14 protein-coding genes are annotated in these 18,437 nt (G+C 71.3%); 6 read left to right on the forward strand and 8 right to left on the reverse strand.

What is annotated here, in order from left to right:
- Positions 1–51 precede the first annotated feature (51 nt).
- From ACGFIW_RS24415 to ACGFIW_RS24425, 3 genes are all read right to left on the reverse strand, one after another.
- Entirely contained in the window at positions 52–948 is an 897-nt protein-coding gene (locus tag ACGFIW_RS24415) for an MBL fold metallo-hydrolase (protein WP_393319881.1), read from the reverse strand.
- A 24-nt stretch (positions 949–972) separates the two neighbouring features.
- Positions 973–1,977: a hypothetical protein gene (locus ACGFIW_RS24420; RefSeq protein ID WP_393319883.1), complete on the reverse strand. Its 1,005-nt coding sequence runs from the start codon at positions 1,975–1,977 to the stop codon at positions 973–975.
- Positions 1,978–2,079: 102 nt separating this feature from the next.
- Entirely contained in the window at positions 2,080–2,967 is an 888-nt protein-coding gene (locus ACGFIW_RS24425; RefSeq protein WP_393319886.1) for a helix-turn-helix transcriptional regulator, read from the reverse strand.
- 178 nt (positions 2,968–3,145) lie between these two features.
- Here ACGFIW_RS24425 and ACGFIW_RS24430 point away from each other — a divergent pair, with 178 nt between their 5' ends.
- The 3 genes from ACGFIW_RS24430 to ACGFIW_RS24440 all read left to right on the forward strand — a co-directional run bounded on the left by ACGFIW_RS24430 (position 3,146) and on the right by ACGFIW_RS24440 (position 6,732).
- Positions 3,146–3,601, forward strand: coding sequence for a MaoC family dehydratase (locus tag ACGFIW_RS24430; RefSeq protein WP_393319889.1), 456 nt, complete (start codon positions 3,146–3,148; stop codon positions 3,599–3,601).
- 251 nt (positions 3,602–3,852) lie between these two features.
- Entirely contained in the window at positions 3,853–5,592 is a 1,740-nt protein-coding gene (locus ACGFIW_RS24435; RefSeq protein ID WP_393320118.1) for a hypothetical protein, read from the forward strand.
- Positions 5,593–5,646: 54 nt separating this feature from the next.
- On the forward strand, positions 5,647–6,732 hold the full coding sequence (locus ACGFIW_RS24440) for a glycosyltransferase family 2 protein (RefSeq protein WP_393319892.1): 1,086 nt from the start codon (positions 5,647–5,649) through the stop codon (positions 6,730–6,732).
- A gap of 75 nt (positions 6,733–6,807) precedes the next feature.
- On the opposite strand, the gene ACGFIW_RS24445 is transcribed toward ACGFIW_RS24440, so the two are convergent.
- Complete coding sequence (locus ACGFIW_RS24445) at positions 6,808–7,200, reverse strand: hypothetical protein (RefSeq protein WP_393320121.1); 393 nt, start codon at positions 7,198–7,200, stop codon at positions 6,808–6,810.
- A gap of 507 nt (positions 7,201–7,707) precedes the next feature.
- Between ACGFIW_RS24445 and ACGFIW_RS24450 the strand changes: the two genes are divergently transcribed.
- On the forward strand, positions 7,708–8,562 hold the full coding sequence (locus ACGFIW_RS24450; RefSeq protein WP_393319895.1) for an SMP-30/gluconolactonase/LRE family protein: 855 nt from the start codon (positions 7,708–7,710) through the stop codon (positions 8,560–8,562).
- Positions 8,563–8,649: 87 nt separating this feature from the next.
- On the opposite strand, the gene ACGFIW_RS24455 is transcribed toward ACGFIW_RS24450, so the two are convergent.
- Positions 8,650–14,319 (reverse strand): hypothetical protein, encoded by a 5,670-nt coding sequence (locus ACGFIW_RS24455; protein WP_393319899.1) that lies wholly within the window; start codon positions 14,317–14,319, stop codon positions 8,650–8,652.
- A gap of 49 nt (positions 14,320–14,368) precedes the next feature.
- Positions 14,369–15,265, reverse strand: coding sequence for an S-4TM family putative pore-forming effector (locus ACGFIW_RS24460; RefSeq protein ID WP_393319902.1), 897 nt, complete (start codon positions 15,263–15,265; stop codon positions 14,369–14,371).
- A gap of 321 nt (positions 15,266–15,586) precedes the next feature.
- Here ACGFIW_RS24460 and ACGFIW_RS24465 point away from each other — a divergent pair, with 321 nt between their 5' ends.
- A complete protein-coding gene (locus ACGFIW_RS24465) occupies positions 15,587–16,468 on the forward strand; it encodes an alpha/beta fold hydrolase (RefSeq protein ID WP_393319905.1) in 882 nt (293 codons plus the stop codon).
- 11 nt (positions 16,469–16,479) lie between these two features.
- Positions 16,480–16,758 (forward strand): hypothetical protein, encoded by a 279-nt coding sequence (locus tag ACGFIW_RS24470; RefSeq protein WP_393319908.1) that lies wholly within the window; start codon positions 16,480–16,482, stop codon positions 16,756–16,758.
- A gap of 269 nt (positions 16,759–17,027) precedes the next feature.
- Here ACGFIW_RS24470 and ACGFIW_RS24475 read toward each other — a convergent pair whose 3' ends face one another.
- Entirely contained in the window at positions 17,028–17,483 is a 456-nt protein-coding gene (locus ACGFIW_RS24475) for a serine hydrolase domain-containing protein (RefSeq protein WP_393319911.1), read from the reverse strand.
- Complete coding sequence (locus ACGFIW_RS24480; RefSeq protein ID WP_393319914.1) at positions 17,447–18,397, reverse strand: hypothetical protein; 951 nt, start codon at positions 18,395–18,397, stop codon at positions 17,447–17,449. Before ACGFIW_RS24480 ends, ACGFIW_RS24475 begins: the two co-directional genes overlap by 37 nt.
- Positions 18,398–18,437: the final 40 nt, after the last annotated feature.

An 18,437-nucleotide genomic window follows, 5' to 3' on the forward strand; every position in this document is an offset into this window, starting at 1 on the left:
GCGCACGAGCGCCCGCCGCCGTCGTGCGACGGCGGCGGGCAATCCGGGCGTTCAGTAACGGGGGAACTGACCCCACTGCTTGACGGTGTACGACCCACCACGCCGTTCGATCTCAAGGGCGGAGTGACCGCTGAAATGCGCCGGCAACACCAGCGCGTTGGTGTCGGCCGCCCAGTCGAGCAGGCGTCGTCGGGTCCGCGCGGCCTGCGTCGGATCCTCGCAGAAGCAGCTGCTGTGGTCGTGCTGGTGCAACTGCAACGGAGTGTGCACGATGTCGCCGGCGAACAGCGCCCGCTCGCCGCCCGACCGCAGGGTGATGACGGCATGGCCGGGTGTGTGCCCCGGCGCCGCTTCCAGGCGCAGGTTCTCGTCGATCAGGTAGGAGTCCTCCCACAGGTGGACCTGACCGTTGGCGTGCACAGGGGCGATGCTGTCGTCGTACGCGTTCTCGTTGACGCTGCCGGCGATGCCGGGGTTGTTCGCGGGGTTCCAGTGGTGGAAGTCGACCGCCGGCATCAGGTAGGTGGCGTTCGGGAACGTCGGCAACCACCAGCCGTCGACGAGCCGGGTGTTCCAGCCGACGTGGTCGACGTGCAGGTGGGTGTTGACCACCAGGTCGACATCCTCGGGCCGGACCCCCGCCTCGGCGAGCCGGCCCAGGTAGTCCACCTGCTGCCGGTGCCAGGGTTCGACGGCGGGCCGGACCTTGTCGTTACCCACGCCGGTGTCGACGAGGATGGTGCGGCCCGCACTGCGCAGCAGCCAGCTCTGCATGGCGACGTGCACGAGGTCGTCGTCCGCGCCGAGGTGGTCCGGGGTCAGCAGATCCCGGTCCGTACGCCAGGCATCGGACGGGATGGTGGGAAAGAAGGCACCGGTCGGCATGATCGGGCCGTGCGTCTCCTCGACGCGGGTGACACTGACGTCACCGATCTTGATCTCGTGCAAGGGGATCTCCTGGAGGGTGACGGGTCAGCGGCGCGGCAGGGTGGCCAGCGCCAGGTTGGGGTCGGCACCTGTGGTGTACGCGGCACTGAGCACGTAGAGGGTGCGGCCACGGACGGCCACCGAGGTCGGGTTCTGTAGCCCGTCGGCGGCGCTCATCAGCGTTCGTGAACGGCCGGCCGCGTCGATGCCCACAAGCGTGTTCGGCCCGTTGAGGGCGGCGACGACCTGGTGGTCGCCGGTGCCGACGAAGGTGAAGTCGTCGATGCCGACGAGGCCGCTCGCCACCACCCGGACGGGTCCGGGACGGCTGTGCCGCAGCGGGATGCGCAGCAACGTTCCCCGGTCGAGGTTCGTCGCCCAGATCGCGTCGGGGCGCACCTTGATGCCGTTGGCGCCGAGGAAGCCGGTCGAGGCGAGTTCTGGTGCCGAGGACCACACCTCGGCGCGGCCGCCCCGCAGGGGGACCGTCGAGATCGTGCCGAGCACCGAGTCGGTGAGGTAGAACCGGCTCGCTGCCGCGTCGAACGCCAGGCCGTTGGGCAGTCCGGCAGCCGGCAGGGCGGCGATGCGCTGCGGGGCTCGGCCGGGGCGCAGCCGGTAGAGGCCGGTGGTGGCGGCGTCGCCGCTGGCGTAGAGGAAGTAGAGGGTGCCGTCGGTCATCCGGACGATGCCGGTGGTCAGCGCGAACGTCAGCACCGGCGTGTTGACGCCGCCGTCGGCCGGCGCGGGCATGGTCGCCAGGATCCGCGTCGCACCGGACGGGCTGACGGCGGCAACCTGACGGGCGGCCGCGAAGGTGACGTACGCGGTGCCGTCCGGGGCCAGCGCGATGTTCTCGGGCATCTGCCCGTTCGCCAGATCGAAGTGGACCGCGATCCGCGAGGGCAGCGGCGCGGCCGACGACCCGGCGGGTTCGACGGCGGTTGCCCGGGCCGTCCCGACCTGGGCGACGCCCAACGGTGGAACCGCCACGACGCCGACCCCGACCGCCGCGAGAGCCACTGCGAGGGTCATCATTCTCCTGCGCATTTCTGTTCCTTTCAGAAAGCCGATGAAATTCGGCTGGTACGGGCGCGAAGGGTCCGGCGCTCCTTGCGGAGCACCTCGTTTCGAGCCGATGGGAAAAGGGCGCTATTCGCGCATCGCCGGCGACTGCCGAGTGCCGGCGCGGGAGGTGACGGCGCCGTGCAGGAGCAACGTCATCGCGGCGTGCGACGCCGAACCGGGTTCGGTCGTGGCGACGACGACCGTCTGACCGTCCTCGGTCCGCAGGGCCTGCTGGGTCACGGCCATCGTGCCGACCAACGGGTGGCGCATCTCGTAGACGCTGCCGCCGCCGGCCTTGACCCGGTGGTCAGCCCACATGGCACCGAACTCCGGGCTCCGCACCGTCAGCTCCCCCACCAGCGCGGCCAGCAACGGGTCGTTCGGGTGCTGCCCGGAGACCATCCGCAGCGTCGCCACCACCGCGCGGGCCTTGGCGGGCCAGTCCACGTACAGGTCGCGGGTGTGGGCGTCCAGAAACACCAGCCGGGCCATGTTCGGCCCCTGGTCCGGCCGCTCCGGGAGCTTGTCGTCCAGGTGACCGGCGAACAGGGAATGCCCCCCGACGTTCCAGGCCAGCACGTCGGCACGACGACCGAGCACCACCACGGGCACGTCACCGAGCGTCGCGACGAGCTGGCGCACCGCAGGGCTCAGCCGCTCCGGCGGCGGACGCCGGACCGGGGGCCGACGGCGGGTCCCGGCCGCGAGCTCGCCCAGGTGGCGACGTTCCGCCTCGTCGAGCTGTAGTGCACGGGCCAGCGCCTCAAGAACCTCGGGTGAGGCGTTGACGGCCTGCCCCTGCTCCAACCGCGAATAGTACGAAGCGCTCACCCCGGCCAGCAGGGCCAGTTCCTCCCGGCGCAACCCTCGCACGCGACGCCGGTCGCCGTACGTCACCACGCCCGCGTCCTCCGGCGTGAGCTGGGAGCGTCGGGCCTGGAGAAAGTCGCCGAGCTGTCCTCTCGCGTTCATGACTCGAAGTATTGCGACCTCGCCGTGGCGCAACCACATCCTGGCAGGGATAGGCAGCACGCCGACGACGGCGAACGACCTCGCCGGTCGTTGCCGCCGGCCGGGCGGTCGATGTTCCGCCGCCAATATCGACACGTGGGGTTGCGGATGGGCCGTCGTCGCCGGAAAGGTGGACACGGTGAGCCGATACGACACCATCGACGCCCTGCTGGAGCACACCGGCCAGCCGCTCGGCACCACCGGATGGCACCTCGTCGACCAGGCCAGGATCAACGCGTTCGCCGACGCGACAGGCGACCACCAGTGGATCCACGTCGACCAGACGCGGGCGGCGGCAGAGAGTCCGTTCGGGACCACCGTCGCGCACGGCATGCTCACGCTCTCGCTCTGCCTCACCTTCCTGTCCGAGTTGGTGCAGGTCGACAGCGTCCGCCTGGTCATCAACGCCGGGTTGGACAAGGTGCGCATGCGCGCCCCGGTCCCGGTCGACGCACGGGTGCGCGGCGTCGCGACCCTCCTGGAGGCCCGCCGGATGGCCGCCGGCGCCCGCGTGGTGGTGCGGATGCGGGTGGAGATCGAGGGCGAGACCAAGCCGGCCTGTGTCGCCGACTGGGTCCTGGTGTTCAACGACTGATCCCCGCGTCACCGCGCCGTGCGTCTCCCGTCAACTCGTCGACGCCGGCCAGCAGGACACCGAAGGGGCTGCACACGCGGGACGTGCCTGCCCACCAACGCCGCCCGACAGGGTTAAATGAGACCCGCCCTACCCACGTCACCGCGTGCGGCCACGCCGTGGACAGCTGATGGACAAGGTCCCCAGCATCGGAGAGGATCTATCCCGTGAATACCCGGTCCACCGGCGCCGCACCGACCGCCGAGAACGCGATCCCCGACCAGACGTCCGACGACCGGACGCCGACCGGATGGGATCGGTGGCGCTGGGCCCGCCCCGAATGGATCCTGGCCGCACTGGGCAGCCTGCTGCTGTCCGTGCTGCTGACCTGGCCGACGATGCGGCATCCGGCGAGCACGATCCCCAACGACGTCGGTGACCCGACGTTGCAGGCGTGGCAGGTCGCCTGGTCCGGGCATGCTCTCCTGAGCGATCCGGCCGGCCTCTGGCACTCGAACACCTTCTTCCCCGAGAAGTACACGTACGCCTACAGCGACACCCTGCTCGGGTACGCCCCGGTCGGGATGATCGGTTCCGGCTTCGAGGCCGCCCTGATCCGCTACAACGTGCTGTACGTGCTGCTGCACGCGCTGGCGGCCTTCGGGGCGTACGTGCTGGCGCGGCAGCTCGGCGCGAACCGGTGGGGCGGCGCGGTCGCCGGGATCGCGTGGGCGTTCGCGCCCTGGCGGTTGGCCCACGCCGGTCATCTCAACATCCTGTCCAGCGGGGGGATCGCGCTGTCCCTGGCGATGCTGGCCCGTGGTCATGGCTGGTCGCTGCGCCACGGTTACCGGCCGGAGCGACGGCGGCCCGGCTGGGCGCTGGCCGGGTGGCTCGTCGCCGCCTGGCAGGTCACGCTGGGTTTCGGCATCGGGCTGCCCCTCGTGTATTTCCTGCTGGCCGCGGTGCTGGTGGCGGCGGGCTGCTACGGGTGGTCCTGGTGGCGAAAGCGGGAGCGCCCGCCGTTCGGTCGGCGGTTGCTGCTCACGGACCTGGCCGGTGGGGCCGTGTTCGGTGCGGTGACGCTGTTGCTGGGCCTGGTCTACCTGCGCGTTGTCGACATCAATCCCCAGGCCGAGCGTGGGCTGGAGTGGACCAGGATGTTCTCCCCTCCGCTGATCGGGTTCGTGACCGCACCAGCGGACTCCTGGTTGTGGGGTGAGCGGCACGCCGCCGCACGCGAGCAGCTGTCCTGGCCGCCGGAGATGGCGCTGCTGCCAGGGCTGACGGTGATCGCTCTGGCCGCGGCGGGCCTGTTCGTCTCGGTGTACGCGGGCCGGCACCGGATCGCGCTGGGCCTCGGCGTGCTCGGCACGGTGCTGCTGGGCCTGGGCTCGACCCTCGGTGGCGACGGCGACCCGGGCTATCTGACGCTGTCCACGCTCCTGCCGGGCTGGGACGCGCTGCGCACACCGGGCCGGATGATGCACTGGACCAGCCTGTTGCTGGCGCTGCTGGCCGCCGGAGCGGTGACGGCGCTGGCCGAGTCGTCGAGCCAGACCTCGGCCCGCCGCTGGACGCGGCTCGTCATGCCGCTGGTCCTGCTGGTGCCGCTGGCCCTGGTCACCCTGGAGGGCGTCAACCGGACACCCCACCCGACCGTGGCCCCGCCACCGGCCGCGATGGGGGCCGCACAGGATCCGATCCTGGTGCTGCCCGCCGGCGGTGTGGGCGATCTGACGTACATGCTGTGGACGACCGACGGGTTCCCCCGGGTGACCAACGGGCTGGCCGGGTTCGAGCCGGTCAGCCAGGCACAGACGCGGGCGGCGGTGGCGTCGTTCCCCGACCAGGGCAGCGTGGCGTACCTGCGGGGGATCGGCGTGCGGTCGGTGGTCGCCCTGCCGGACCGCACCGCGGGGACTCCGTGGGAGGGCATCGCGGCCCGGCCCATCGACGGGCTGGGCATCACCCGGGAGGATCTCGATGGCACGCTGCTCTACCGCCTCTGAGCGGGCACGCGCCGCGGGCGTCGGCGGCGGATGCCCGGTGCCGGGCCGGGCCCGGTGAGCAGGATGCGGTTGTCCATCGTGGTGCCCTGCTTCAACGAGGAATCGTCGGTGGAGCGGTTGCACGAGACCGTCACGGCCACGCTCGCCGACCTGTCGGACCTGGATGTCGAGGTGGTGTACGTCGACGACGGCAGCGAGGACGGCACCCTCGATGCGCTGCGCCGGCTCGCCGCCGCCGACCCGGCGGTCTGCTACACGTCGCTGAGCCGCAACTTCGGCAAGGAGGCGGCGATGCTCGCCGGCCTGCAACGGGCCACCGGCGACGCGGTCGTCATCATGGACGCCGACCTGCAACACCCGCCACGGTTGCTGCCCGAGATGGTGGCGCTGTACCGGCAGGGCTTCGACCAGGTGATCGCCCGCCGGGACCGGCACGGTGACCGGTTCGTGCGCATGGTCGCCTCGCGGTCCTTCTACCGGATGATCAACTGGTGGATCGACGTGCGCCTACAGGACGGGGCGGGTGACTTCCGGCTGCTGTCCCGCCTCGCGGTGGACGCCATCCTGGCGATGCCGGAATACAACAGGTTCTCCAAGGGGCTGTTCTCCTGGATCGGTTTCCGCACGGTGGTGGTGGCCCACCGCAACGAGGCCCGCCAGACGGGGCGCAGCAGGTGGACGTTCGGCAAGCTGTTCAACTACGCCTTCGACGGCCTGCTGTCGTTCAACAACCGACCCCTGCGTCTGGCGATCTACGGCGGCATGTTCCTCACCCTCATCGCACTTGTCTACATGGCCTGGGTGGTCGCGGACGCCATCGAGAAGGGCATCGACGTCCCCGGTTACACCACGATCATCGTCAGCGTGATCGGGCTCGGCGGCATCCAGATGACCATCCTGGGTGTGATCGGGGAGTATATCGGCCGGATCTACTACGAGACCAAGCGCCGACCGCACTATCTGGTGCAGGAGACCGAGCGCCTGGTCACCGAGACCGGCGAGTCGCCCCGGATGCCGTCGCAGCCCGCGGCCCGGTCGACCGATCGGGGCCAGCAGGCGGCACCGGCCCGGGAGGAGGCATTCCGCCGCCCCTCCCAGCGGCCGCCCACCGGAGAGGCCACGACCGACGACGCGGGCTGAACCCACCGACGCCAACCCCGACCGCAGACCGCGATCGTCGAGGCCGGCGCGGTGGGACCGGGGCGGGCGGCTCGGTCAGCCGTCCGGGGTGAAGAGCCCCTGGATGCCGACGACGATCGCGATGAGTCCGAAGATCGCGAGCAACAGGCGGAGTCCTGTCGCTCCGGTCGCCCCGGTCGCCTGCTCGTCGCGTGGTGCCGGCCGGCCGGTCAGCCGGTCCCACAACAGGGCGAGCCCGACGCCGATCCCCACCACCTCGAAGTGGAACACCCGGGGGCCGGACACCAGGTGCACGATGAGGTAATAGCCGCCGGTCACCAGCGCCACGAGGCCGACCACCCACGCGATCGGGGCGGCCCGTCCGGCGAGGCGGCCCAGGTCGTCGCCGACCCGGGGCAGCAGCCGCAGCACCGCGACGGCGAGCAGGAAGCCGCCGACGATGTTGGCGAGGTCGAGCAGCAAAGCCATGATCACGATAGGTCTCCGTCGATCGGGGGATCAGCGGATGGGAGCGTACCCACGGTGCGGGGCGGTTCAAACGATCTGGACGGTGGGTACGACCGGGGGAACATTTTACGAAGGCTTTACCCATTGACCAGCGTCTTTGTAATCTTGGACGAATTAACCGGCACGAAACCGATGCGACTCGCACGTTCGTCACCTAGGCTGCCTGGTGACAGATCGACGGACCGCACCCGCTCCGTGCCGGCCGCCGCGACCTCCTACCGCCGACCCCGCAACGGCCGGCGTCGATTGGAGTATTCGATGACCTGGCGTCCAACAATTGCCGCACTGGCCGGGCTGTGCCTCGCGGCCACCGCCGCGCCGTTCGCCACCGGTGCCGCCGCGGCACCCTCGACAGCCGTCGACTCCGCTCATGTTAGCGCTCACTCCACTCTCGCCGGTCCCCCCGGGGCGCCACCCGGGGTCTGCCCGGCCGGCGTCGGATACGGCCCACCGCTGCCAGCCAGCTCCGTGTCGGCCACCAAGATCCAGGGCGGGTTCTCGTTCCTCGAAGGGCCGATCTGGGTCGCCGACGGCGGCTACCTGCTGATGTCCGACATGGCCGCCGGCAGCGGCCCGTACAACGTCCAGCCGTCGACGATCCGCCGGTTCACCCCACCGGCGACCTTCGACACGTTCATCGCCAACGCCGGCAGCAACGGCCTGGCCCTCAGCGCCGACGGCCAACAGATCATCGCGGCCACCCACGACCAGCGCAGCGTCTCCGCGTACCGACTGGCCGACCGGGCCCGCAGCACCGTCGCGGCGAACTACCAGGGCCGCGCGTTCAACTCGCCCAACGACGTCGCGGTCCGCTCCGACGGCGTCGTCTACTTCACCGACCCCAACTTCCAGCGCGGCAACCGCCCGGACCAGATGAACGGACGCACCAGCGTCTTCCGCGTCTCCAACGGTCAGGTGTCGCTCGTGGACGACCGGTTGCGCCAGCCCAACGGCATCTCGCTCTCGCCCGACGGCAGCGCCCTGTACGTGGGCGCCTACGGCGAGAACAAGATCTACAAGTACGCCGTCCAGCCCGACGGCAGCATCGGCGCCCGCAGTGTGTTCGTGAACTACATCGGCGGTCCGGACGGCGGGACGATCGACTGCGCCGGCAACGTGTACTGGACCTCGGGTTTCGATTCCCTGGTCCACGTCTACTCCCCCACCGGCACCCAGCTCGGCACGATCCGGCCCGCCACCACCGGCACGACGAACGTGGCCTTCGGTGGCGCCGACCGGCAGACCCTCTACATCACCTCGGGCCCACGCAACGACTCCAGCCTCTACGGTGTGCGGCTCAACGTCCCCGGATATCCCTACTGACCGAGGTAGGCGGGGTGGCGCACCGACACTGCCGACCGGGTCGAGATGCGTGACGTCGCCGTCCAGACACCTGCGTGAGCTGCCGGCTCACCGTTCCTCGTCCGCCGACGCACCGAGGGCGAGGGTCAGAAAACCACCACCGCCGGCAACGAACAGCAGGCCGTCCTGGGCGGCGACGTCCCGGACCGTGAAGGGCAGCAGCAACCGCACCGGCTCCTCCTCGCCGGCCGGGTGGTCCAGCCACAACAGCTCGACGCCGTCCTCGACGACGTAGACGACGAACGGCCGCCCGGCCGCCGTACGACCGGCCTGCGGCGGGCCGACGAAGACGTCACCCCGCCGCGCGGGGTGGACGACCGACCGCAGCAGGCGGCCGTTCGCCGTGTTCCAGACCCGCACCTCGGCCTTCTCGTCGAACAGATGGGCGGTGACCACGACCGGGGGCACCGTGTCGGCCACGGCGGCACCGATCACGCGGCAGTCGTCCCTGGTCAGGTCGAAGACCTCGGTGCCGTCGTGCGTGTCGTAGATCCGCAGCACGCCGGCGTGACCCCCCACCAGCACCCGGCTGCCGGTGCCGCCCGGCACCGCCGTGGTCACCAGGACGATGCCCAGGTCACCAGCCAGTGGCGTCAGCGCCTCCGGCCGGCACCCGTCGCGGCGCGACCAGCGGGCCAGCACACCGCCCTGGGTGCCCGCGACCAGGTACGCGCCGCCGGACGTCACCCAGGTCAGGCTGACCACGTTGCGGGCCGCTGTCGACAGCCGCTGGCCGTCCGGCCCCGTCTCCGGCGTCTCGATGGCGTCGATGTCGCCCGACTCCGGGTCGACCAACCACACCCGGTGCCGGTCGGCCACCGCCAGCAGCACGGCCCCCTCGTCGTCGAGCACGGCGATCCGTCCCGGCGCCTCCATCTCCCGTTCCAGCAGCGGTCGGCCACCCGGCCGCAGGTCGGTGACAAGGAGCATCGTCGAGGTGGTCACGGCGAGCCGGCCCGTGCCACCGGCCGCCCACCCGACGGCGGCGAACGGCGCACCGGTGGGTATCGGCAGCGCCCCCAGGACGCCCCCGCTGCGCGTGGACCAGACACTGACCCGCCCGTCGTCGCCGACCGTCGCGAAGTAGCCGGAGGCCGGCTCCACCACGATCCGCTCGGCGTCACCGTCGTGCAGGTCCGCGGCCTCGGGGTCCTGACTGACCTCGTCGATCCGCCACAGGTCGGCACCGTCGTTACGACCGACGACCAGGTAGCGGCCGGCCTGCCGCAGCGAGCCCATCGCCACCGCGTGCGGGGCCGAGCCGGTCAGGGTCACGGCGTCGCGTCCGCGGCCACGCTCCCACAGCCGGACCCGGCCCACCCTGTCGATGCTGACCAGCACGGGCCGCGCGGCTCCGGGCGGGCCGACGTACACGGCGTGCACCGACAGGCCGGCATCCAGCAAACGCCGGGCGGGATTCCGCTCGTCGCCGTCCCACGCGTCGACGGCACCGGACAGGTATCCGAGGACGATCGTGGGACGTTCCGTGTCGGCGTCGACAGCGACGCAGACCGGAGCCTCCGACCACGGCCAGGGGTAGGCGCCGGCCGACGGCCTCCACAACAGGGCCACCCGCTCCGCCAGGCCGGTGGTGATGAGCACCCGGCCGTCCGGCGTTCCCGGTTGCAGGGCCACGATCTGGATATTGAACGAGTCCTCCAGATCGACCGCGTACCGTTCGTGGCCCGTGCCGGGCTCCCACACCGTGACCCGCCCGCCCGCGGCGACCGCGACCAGGTCGGCGCCGTCGGCGTCACAGGTCACCGCGACCCCGGTGATCGGCTGGCGTCCCGCCTCCCAGCGCACCGGCAGCACCAGCGGTGGTTCGGCGCTGCCGGGACGCCACACAACCACCTGCTCCTCGGTCCAGCCCGCCAGAAACACCGAGCCGTCGCGGCCCCGCCCCGGCACCATTCCGCGCCGGAAGTCCACAGGGCTTTCCGCACGCAGGGCGCGGGTGGTGGCATCCCAGACCCGCACCCCGCCCTCCCCACCCGCCGCGCCCACGACCGGGAAGCCGTCCTCGTCGACGTACCCGACGACGGACGTCACGGCCGCGCTGCCCGACAACACGGTCTCCACGAGCGCACCGGACTCCGGGTCGCGTACGTCGAGGAACTGGCCGTTGGCGAGCACGACGAGCGGATTGTCGTCCCGGTCGACGACGCAGTCCAGGGCCTGCACGGGACTGCCCTCCGCGATCGACTGCCGCAGCGCCTCGTGCCGGACCCGGACGTGCGCAACCGTCACCGGTAGGCCCGCCGCGGCGGCCAGGGCCTCGGACAGACCGGGACGGTCCATCACCGTGGCCGCCACGGACAGCAGGAATCCGCGGCCCGGCGGGGTGGCCGCCCGGAGACGGTGCAGGTACGGGCGTAGCAGCCGGCTCATGGCGACCAGCCGCGGCGAGTCCGCGGTCACCAGGGCCTCGTGCAGCCGGTCGGGATCGCTGTACATCAGGAGCTGGGCATCCTCGGCGAGCCTGTCGAGGGTCCCGGCGAGGCGGGCGTGTGCCGGTAGGGCACGCCGCGTGTACGCCCCCGCCCGCGTCCAGTCCCGCGACCCACCGGCGACAAGCGTGTCGAGCAGAGCCTCGGTGATCGTCCGATGCGCCGCCACACGATCGGCACGGCCGGCGAGGAACGACTCGGCCAGCGCCTCGTGGTGGAACCGATAGGTGGCGATGCCGCCGATGTCGACGCCGGTGACCAGGTGGGTGGCGATACGCTGGGCGAGCAGCTCACTGACGTCGGCGGTGGTGAACGAACGCCCGTCCGGATCCAGCCGGCTCGCCAGCACCGCCCACAGCTCCGATCCCACCGCCGGTTCACGGGTCAGTCCGCTGCCCTGGGCGTAGGCGAGGGGACGCAGGAGGGCGAGCTGCCGGTCGGCCTCGTCGACGCCGTACAGCGCCTCGATCTCCTGACGCATCGCGTCGCCGATGCCGCGCGGAAACTGCCGCCGCCAGGCCGGGCTCAGCGAGTCGGCCGGTGCGTCGTCGAGGGTGTGCCGGCGGGCGACGTGGGCCGCGAGCAGGAACGAGTGGCGCGCCTGGGTCTCGATCGCCCGGGCGAGGACGCGCCGGGCACCGGTCAGAGCGGCGTAGATGTTGGGGCGCCCGCGATCGTTGACGGCGACGGTCAACAGACGGTCGCAGTATTCGGCGATGTCTCCGGCTTCCAGCCAGGGTGACTCGCCGATGTCGAGGGCCTCACCACCATCGCTGGTCAGGGCCGTGATCAGGTCGCCACACGGTGCGCCGGGATCGTCGGGGTCGTGGCCGACCGGGTGGCGGCGGGTGGCCACGAGCAGCCGGATGCCCCCGGCCCGCGCCTTCTGGGCCATCGGGCGCAGCAACTCGGCGACGATCCGGTGCGGCTGGTCCGCCTCGTCCAGGCCGTCGATGGCGATCACCCCGGCCGGTGCACCGCCCTCCGCCTCCACGACGGCGGCGAGGCTGGCCCGTACCTGCTCGAAGGTGCGGCCGGTCAGGCGAAGGGTGAGCACGAACCGGAAGTCCGCGGGCGGTGACTCGTCCGGCCGCAACAGCTCCGGTCGACTTCTCAGGTGTTCCCTGACGTCGGGCACCGTCGCCACCACGAAGCGGGCCATGATGGTGCTCTTACCGGAGCCCGGTGGACCGGTGAGCACCAGCACCGGGTCGGCGGGGTCGACGATCCAGCGTGCCACCCGCTGGTTCAGCCGGTGGCGTCCACTGAAGAACCACGCCTGCGGTGCGGCCGCGCCCCGACTCGCCCGTGCGGTCGGCTCCCACCACACCGTCATCTCGAACGGGTCGACACCAACGAGGTGGTGACGGGGATTCGGCAGGCATACGGTGCGACCGCCGTCGGACACCTCGGCCGTCTGCACCGCGCTGCCGGGTGGCAGGGCCGACCGGAGCCGCTCGGCGAGTTGCCGCACATCCAGGTACGGCTCGTCGCGTGGCGCCACCTCGACGCCGTTCAGCACCGTCGCCAGGAACCCGGCGAACCGGCCGGAACCGGCAGGTGTGGTGGCGGCGACCACGCAGAGGGAGTTCGTGGCCACGCGATCCCTGACGGCCGCCTGGACCACCACGGTGACGTCGGCGCCCCGCGTGTCCAGGACCAGCAGGAGCTGTGCCGTCGGCGTATAGACCGGTGCGTAGCTGGGCCGTGGCCACAGCCCTTCCAACAACTCGGCGAGCGGCAGCGCGCCGATGGAGCTGCCGGGACGGGACCGAGAGGTGTGCACGAACGGGCCACCCCGCGCGTTGTCGAGGGATTCGACAGTGCCGGCGAGGTAGATGGCGACGATGTCCGACGCGCCCCCGCCCGCGAGGCGCGCCCCGATCCGCTCGCGCACCTGGTCGGCGTCGGTGAGGCGAATGACGTCGTCGCAGTGGTACCCGATGGCGTTGAACGCGCGCGTCGCGGTCGCGACCGTGTCGTCCCGGTCGTCCTCGGGCGAGATCACCATCAGCGAGCGGCGGTACCCGTCGTCGATGGGTAGGACACCGGCGCTCGTCTCAGGGTCGGAAACCGGTGGGACGGCGTTGGCCGTGACCGTCTCCCGTCCGACGGCACGTCCCCGCTCCGGGGCGGCGATGCCCCGCCTGCTCAGGAACTCGGTCGCCGCATGGGCTGCCAGCCGGAACGACCACCAGCGCGCGTCCTCACCGAGGTCTTCGAAGGACAGGTGCCGCATCGCGGCGGCGACAAGCGAGAGCAGCAGCTGTTCGGACCAGTTCTCGTCGAACTGGGCGGCCACCAGCGGGGGACGGTCGGCGTACCGGACGGCGTCGACGTAGGCCCGCAGGCCGGCGGGAGCCCCGACGGCACGTTCGGCCGTGCGGTCCACGACGTAGTGCAGCAGCGCCTCGGCCTCGGTGGGCGAGCACCCGCCGAGGCGACGCGCGACCGCCGAGACCGTCAACATGGCGAGGTCACGGCTCAGCGGACCGGCCTCGTCGAACGTCGTCAGGTCGACGAGGCGGAAGGCATCGTGGCGGACCACACCGTCGACGCGCGGCACGAGGACGTTGTCCTCGTGCAGGTCACCATGGGTGAAGCCGGCGAGGAACTGCACACGACCACCGACCGACCCCCGCAACAGCGCCAGCGGGCTGGCGAGGGGAAGCGGTGCCGGCTCGCCTTCGGGCTCGATCCAGTCCGCGCTCACCTCGATGCTGACGCGTTCCTCGTCGACGAGTTCCCTGGCGAGATAGTCCGCGACGGAGCGGGTGTCCAGACGCAGGTGCTCCTTGCCCGTCCACTCCCCCAACAACGCGGCCACCACCCGCGTGGCGGTCCGGACGCACTCGTCGAGGTCGTTGCCGGACATGGTGCGGCACCGCGCCAGATTGTCGTCCGCGATCCGCTGGAGTAACAGCTCGCCGCCGTCGTCGAGCAGGATCGGCGCGCCCGCCACGTCGACCAGGTGACGAGTGGCGAAGTCGGCGGTGGAGAGCGCCAACGCGGCGTGGTGCCGGGCTCCCTCCCGCCGCAGCCCGTCGGCGGGACACACCTTGACGATGTACTTGTCGGGCCGCTGGGGAGCCGGAGGAGGGGAGACCTCCACCACCGCGGCGAGCACGGCCCCGGTGTGGCCCGCCGCCGTCCAGAGGGGCTCGGCCAGGTCGACTTCCCGATGACGGGAACGCGCGGCGGCCTGCAACGCGTCGGCGGCCTTGGGGCCGACAACTGTCGCGAGAAGGGCCTTTCCATCGGCAGGCACCCTGGTCACCCTATCGAGAGGCGCAAAGGCCCGCGAGCGCCGGCGCACACTAGGAGTTGACGCCCACCCGCTGCTCGAGCACCTGCATCTTGTAGCGGAAGTCGGCCAGATCGTCGTCGTGGAAGAGGCGGAAGAACCACTGCGGCATCCGCGGCTGCTGCCGGCGCGCGACGAACAACACATCCTGCACCTGCCGGGCGAACACCACGAACGCCTGGTCGTCAGCGCTCGCGCGGGACGACTCCATCTCCGCGCGCACCAGGCCGAGCACCCGGGTGCGGTCCTGGGTGGTCAGGATCTGCGCGCGGGCCATGTCGGAACAGGCCAACAGCAGACCCAACGATGGTACGAACCACACGCTGACCAGGCTCGCGACCGTGCTCTCGGTCAGCAGGCCCACGGCAACGCCCACCGCGCACCAGACCGCGACGACACCGAGCAGGCCGGCGGCGAAGCGTCGCCGGACCCGCGAACCCCACGCCAGGTTCTGCTCTAGACAGAAGAGCACGTCGTACGGAGCGGCGACTGTCGCGACCAGGTAGTAGTCCCGCAGCCGCGCGTCGTCGCCGCGGTAACGCCGGCTGAGGCGGCTCAGTTCGTCCTCGGACAGTCGCTCACCGACCAGGACCGCGTTCCACGGCAGACCGAACAGATCAGTGTCCAGCATCTCCTGCAACGTCGCGCTGATGTGCAGGTGACGACCGATCTGAGGGGCCAGGACGACGGCGTAGACGCCGGCCCAGAGCGCACCGATGATCGAGGCAGCGGGCTGTAGCGCGGGTTGTGCCACTTTGGCCACGACGCCCAGACTCGCGACGACAAGTGACATGAGCAGACTGACCGTCTGGGCGCGTTGCGTGTAACTGTGGGCCACCGCGATGGCCCGGAAGAGGAGCAGGGAACGGGCATTGTTCTGCAACTCGTCGATCCGTCGGGTGTCTGCCAATCGAACCTCCGAGGGGTCAGCGCCGTACGCCTGTCCACAGATCGTGACACGATCAGCGATCGAGACGATACCGTGCGTTCGATCGTTGACATCTGCCGCTTACCGACGACCGGGATATCCTCCGCTGGTCCCGCCGGACCGCGAGCGAGAGCCTGGGCCGGTGCCGGGCAGCTCGGTACGACAGGCGCCCGGACGACCTGCCACTGCTGCGGTTCCTTCTCGACCACCACCGGCTCGCGAGCAGCGAGCCCGATCGGCCCGGGCGCGTTCGACACCGACGGACGAGACGTCCCGTCACACCCCGGGACTAACGTTGCCGACGTGAATCTCGCGGACCTGGTGATCGACGCGGCGGACAGGGGCTTCGGCGGCCTGGACGCCGCTCTGCTGCCGGAGCTGCGCGCGATCCGCCGCGACGGCCCCGCACGGGCTCGGCGGGCCGCGCTGCTCGCTCTGCTGCACCTCGGCGGCGAGCGGGCGCTCGACCCCGCCGATCTTGCCGTGCTGCGGCGGCTCATCGAGACCAAGCGCCCCTACGACCAGCCGCACTCGATTGATGGCTGCTTCAACGCGTGGCTGGCCGTCCGCGGCGGTGACCAGCGGGACATCATGCGGGTGCTCGGGTTGAGCCGGTCCGCGCCCGCCACGTACGAATTGGGCGAGACGCTCGTCGCCCACCTCGGCCACGGCGGCCCCGACGATTCACGTACGTGGCGGCACGTCTTCATCTCACCGCTGCTCAACGGGTGGACCGTGGTCTACGGCCCGAGTTGTGATCCCGACGACGAGCCTCAGGTTGAGGGGTGGGTCCAGGAGCTGAGTTCCCGGTACGACGACGCACAGGCCTACTTCTTCGGCAGCCAGGGCGACGGTGACGCATGGCTGGTCGGCTCCCGCGGGCGGATCGTCCGCCGCTACAGCAGTAACAAGCCGGAGACGTCGACGGGTGAGCCTCTGCCTGTCGAACAGCGCGCCCTGGCCCGCCTCGGCCTCGGCGAGGCACCGGAACGGCTCGACACCGACTACCTGTGGGACTTCGTGATCGAGTGCGGGGCGCCGCAGGTCGCGGCCGAGCTGAGCATCGACCCGGTCTGGACCGGATGGCCCACCGACCTGCACGTCCAGGGTCAGCCGGTGATCGCCTGGCCCGACTCGGACGACGCCGTCAGCATCCTCCGCGGCTGCTACGTCTTCGGCAACTGAGGTGATCGGCGGTGATCCGCCCCGACCAGCCGATCTTCTATCCCCTGCTCGATCGGTGGTACGCCGCGACGATCGCCCGCGAGTGGAACGTCCCCGCCGGGGGCGTCGGCCACCTCATCGAGGCGGGCACCTTCGCGTTTGACTACGAGGATCAGCGCACGCAGCCGTACCCGGTGGGTGGTCGCGTCACGCGCGGATCAGCCGCTTCGCCGGTTACCCCACTGCCGCGGACCCTGGACGGAGCCACCCCGGCCGCCGAAATGCTGCCCCTTCCCATGCGGTTGGGGTGAGGCGACCTTGCCCTTCGCGCGTCGGGCAGCCCGATTCGCGGGAGCGGCGGGCTGGTCAGCCTCGGCCTCGGCCGTGGTTTCGGCATCCGCCTCGTGGTCGTCGTGGACGGGCTCAGGCTCCGACATCGGTATCTCCCTGGATCTGGGGCGCCCTGTCGACCGGCGAGAGCCGACGGACGCGGATTACTCGACCCCGGTGTGGGCGCCTGGAGAGTATCGCAACGCCGAGCCCGTCCGGGCGACGGTCACCCGCCGGCACCCCGACGGGGCTACCTGCCAGGTGTTCTGCCCATTATCAACGGAAGCACCCGTGGCCCCGCGGGGCAACCCGGGGGCAGCAGGGTGGTGCGTGTCATCGCGAGCGGCTCCAGCACCTCGCGTCGCAGCACCTCGCCCCACGCCTGACCCCGAACCCGCCGCACCAGCGCGCCGAGCAGCGCATAGCCGGGGTTGGAGTAGTGGTGGCGCTGTCCGGCCGGATGCACCTGCGGTTCGCCGCCGAGCACGTCGGGCAGGTTGGGTCGCAGCGTGCCCGGGGTTCGTTCCCGCCACGGGCCGGGCGCCTCGGCGATCAGCCCGGCGGTGTGCGCCAGCAGCGCACCGACAGTCACCTGGCCGGCGCGCGGTGAGTCCCATGTGACGGAGGGCCTCCCACCGTGCGCCGCGAACCCGCAGGCGCCTACGGGGTTCAGCTCTGCTGGTAGTTCACGGCGGCGAACCCGCACGGCTGGTGCAGATGCAGGTAGTAGGCGCCCTCGCCGTATTCGTCCAGGTCCGCGCCGCCGACCAGGCCCACGTAGTCCATCGGCTGGGCGCAACCGGGGCAGTCGGCGTGCTCGGCGTCCTGGATCCAGTCGGGCCGGCCGCCCAACGTCGAGCCGCCCTGATCCCACGCGCTGGCCTGGTAGGGGCTCCTCCGGGCCGGGCCCGGGACCGGCGCCAGCGTCGGCGGGTCCTCCGGCTCGGTGGACCCGAGGTAGGGCGGACGGGTGTTGCCGGGCCACCACGTGGTGGTGCCGGCCGGCGTGACCTGGCTGTACAGCGTCGCGTAGCAGGAGCAGAAATGGCAGGTTTCGATGACCAGCCGGCCGGACCAGCCCGTGTGGGCCAGCGCGGCGCGGACGGCCGGGTCCGCGGTGTCGAGGTCCGCGGCGGTCCACAACGGCGACGCACACCACGGACAGGTGGGCCCGTCCGCGCGCCGCGGCGTCTCGCGCATGACCCACTGGTACGCGATGCCGCCACACAGGTCCCGGCGGCTGCCGTCCGGGCCGAGCGTCCAGCCGCCCTCCTCGGCGTAGCGCAGCGCGCTGAGGTGCAGCTCCTCGGCACCGGCCGGCGGTTGTGTCGTCCAGCGACGCAGAGCGTCCTCGGCCAGCGGGTGAGCGGTCTGCGCCAGGATGACGAGGAGCCCATTGAGGTCGTCCGGGGTCGTGCCGCCGTCGATCCGCTCGATGATCCGGCGGACCAGGTCGGCCTCCGCAGCTCGGTACAGTTTCGCCGGAAACAGCACGTCCCGGTCGAGCAGGTTTCCGAGGTACGGAGTCAGTCTCCCCGGGTCGGTGTCCGCGATCGCGGACAGTTCCTCGATGGCGTCCTCGTCGTCGACGGCCGCCTTCTCGATCAGCTCCTCGATCACTCCGGGGATGCTAGTCGTATCGATCGACCGGCGCGCCCCC

This window comes from Micromonospora sp. NPDC048935 (assembly GCF_043197875.1).
Classification (GTDB): domain Bacteria; phylum Actinomycetota; class Actinomycetes; order Mycobacteriales; family Micromonosporaceae; genus Micromonospora.

Excerpts from the sequence above, each read along its gene's own strand:
- ACGFIW_RS24445 (WP_393320121.1), bottom strand. The coding sequence starts at position 7,200 with ATGGCTTTGCTGCTCGACCTCGCCAACATCGTCGGCGGCTTCCTGCTC.
- ACGFIW_RS24420 (WP_393319883.1), bottom strand. The coding sequence starts at position 1,977 with ATGCGCAGGAGAATGATGACCCTCGCAGTGGCTCTCGCGGCGGTCGGG.
- ACGFIW_RS24425 (WP_393319886.1), bottom strand. The coding sequence starts at position 2,967 with ATGAACGCGAGAGGACAGCTCGGCGACTTTCTCCAGGCCCGACGCTCC.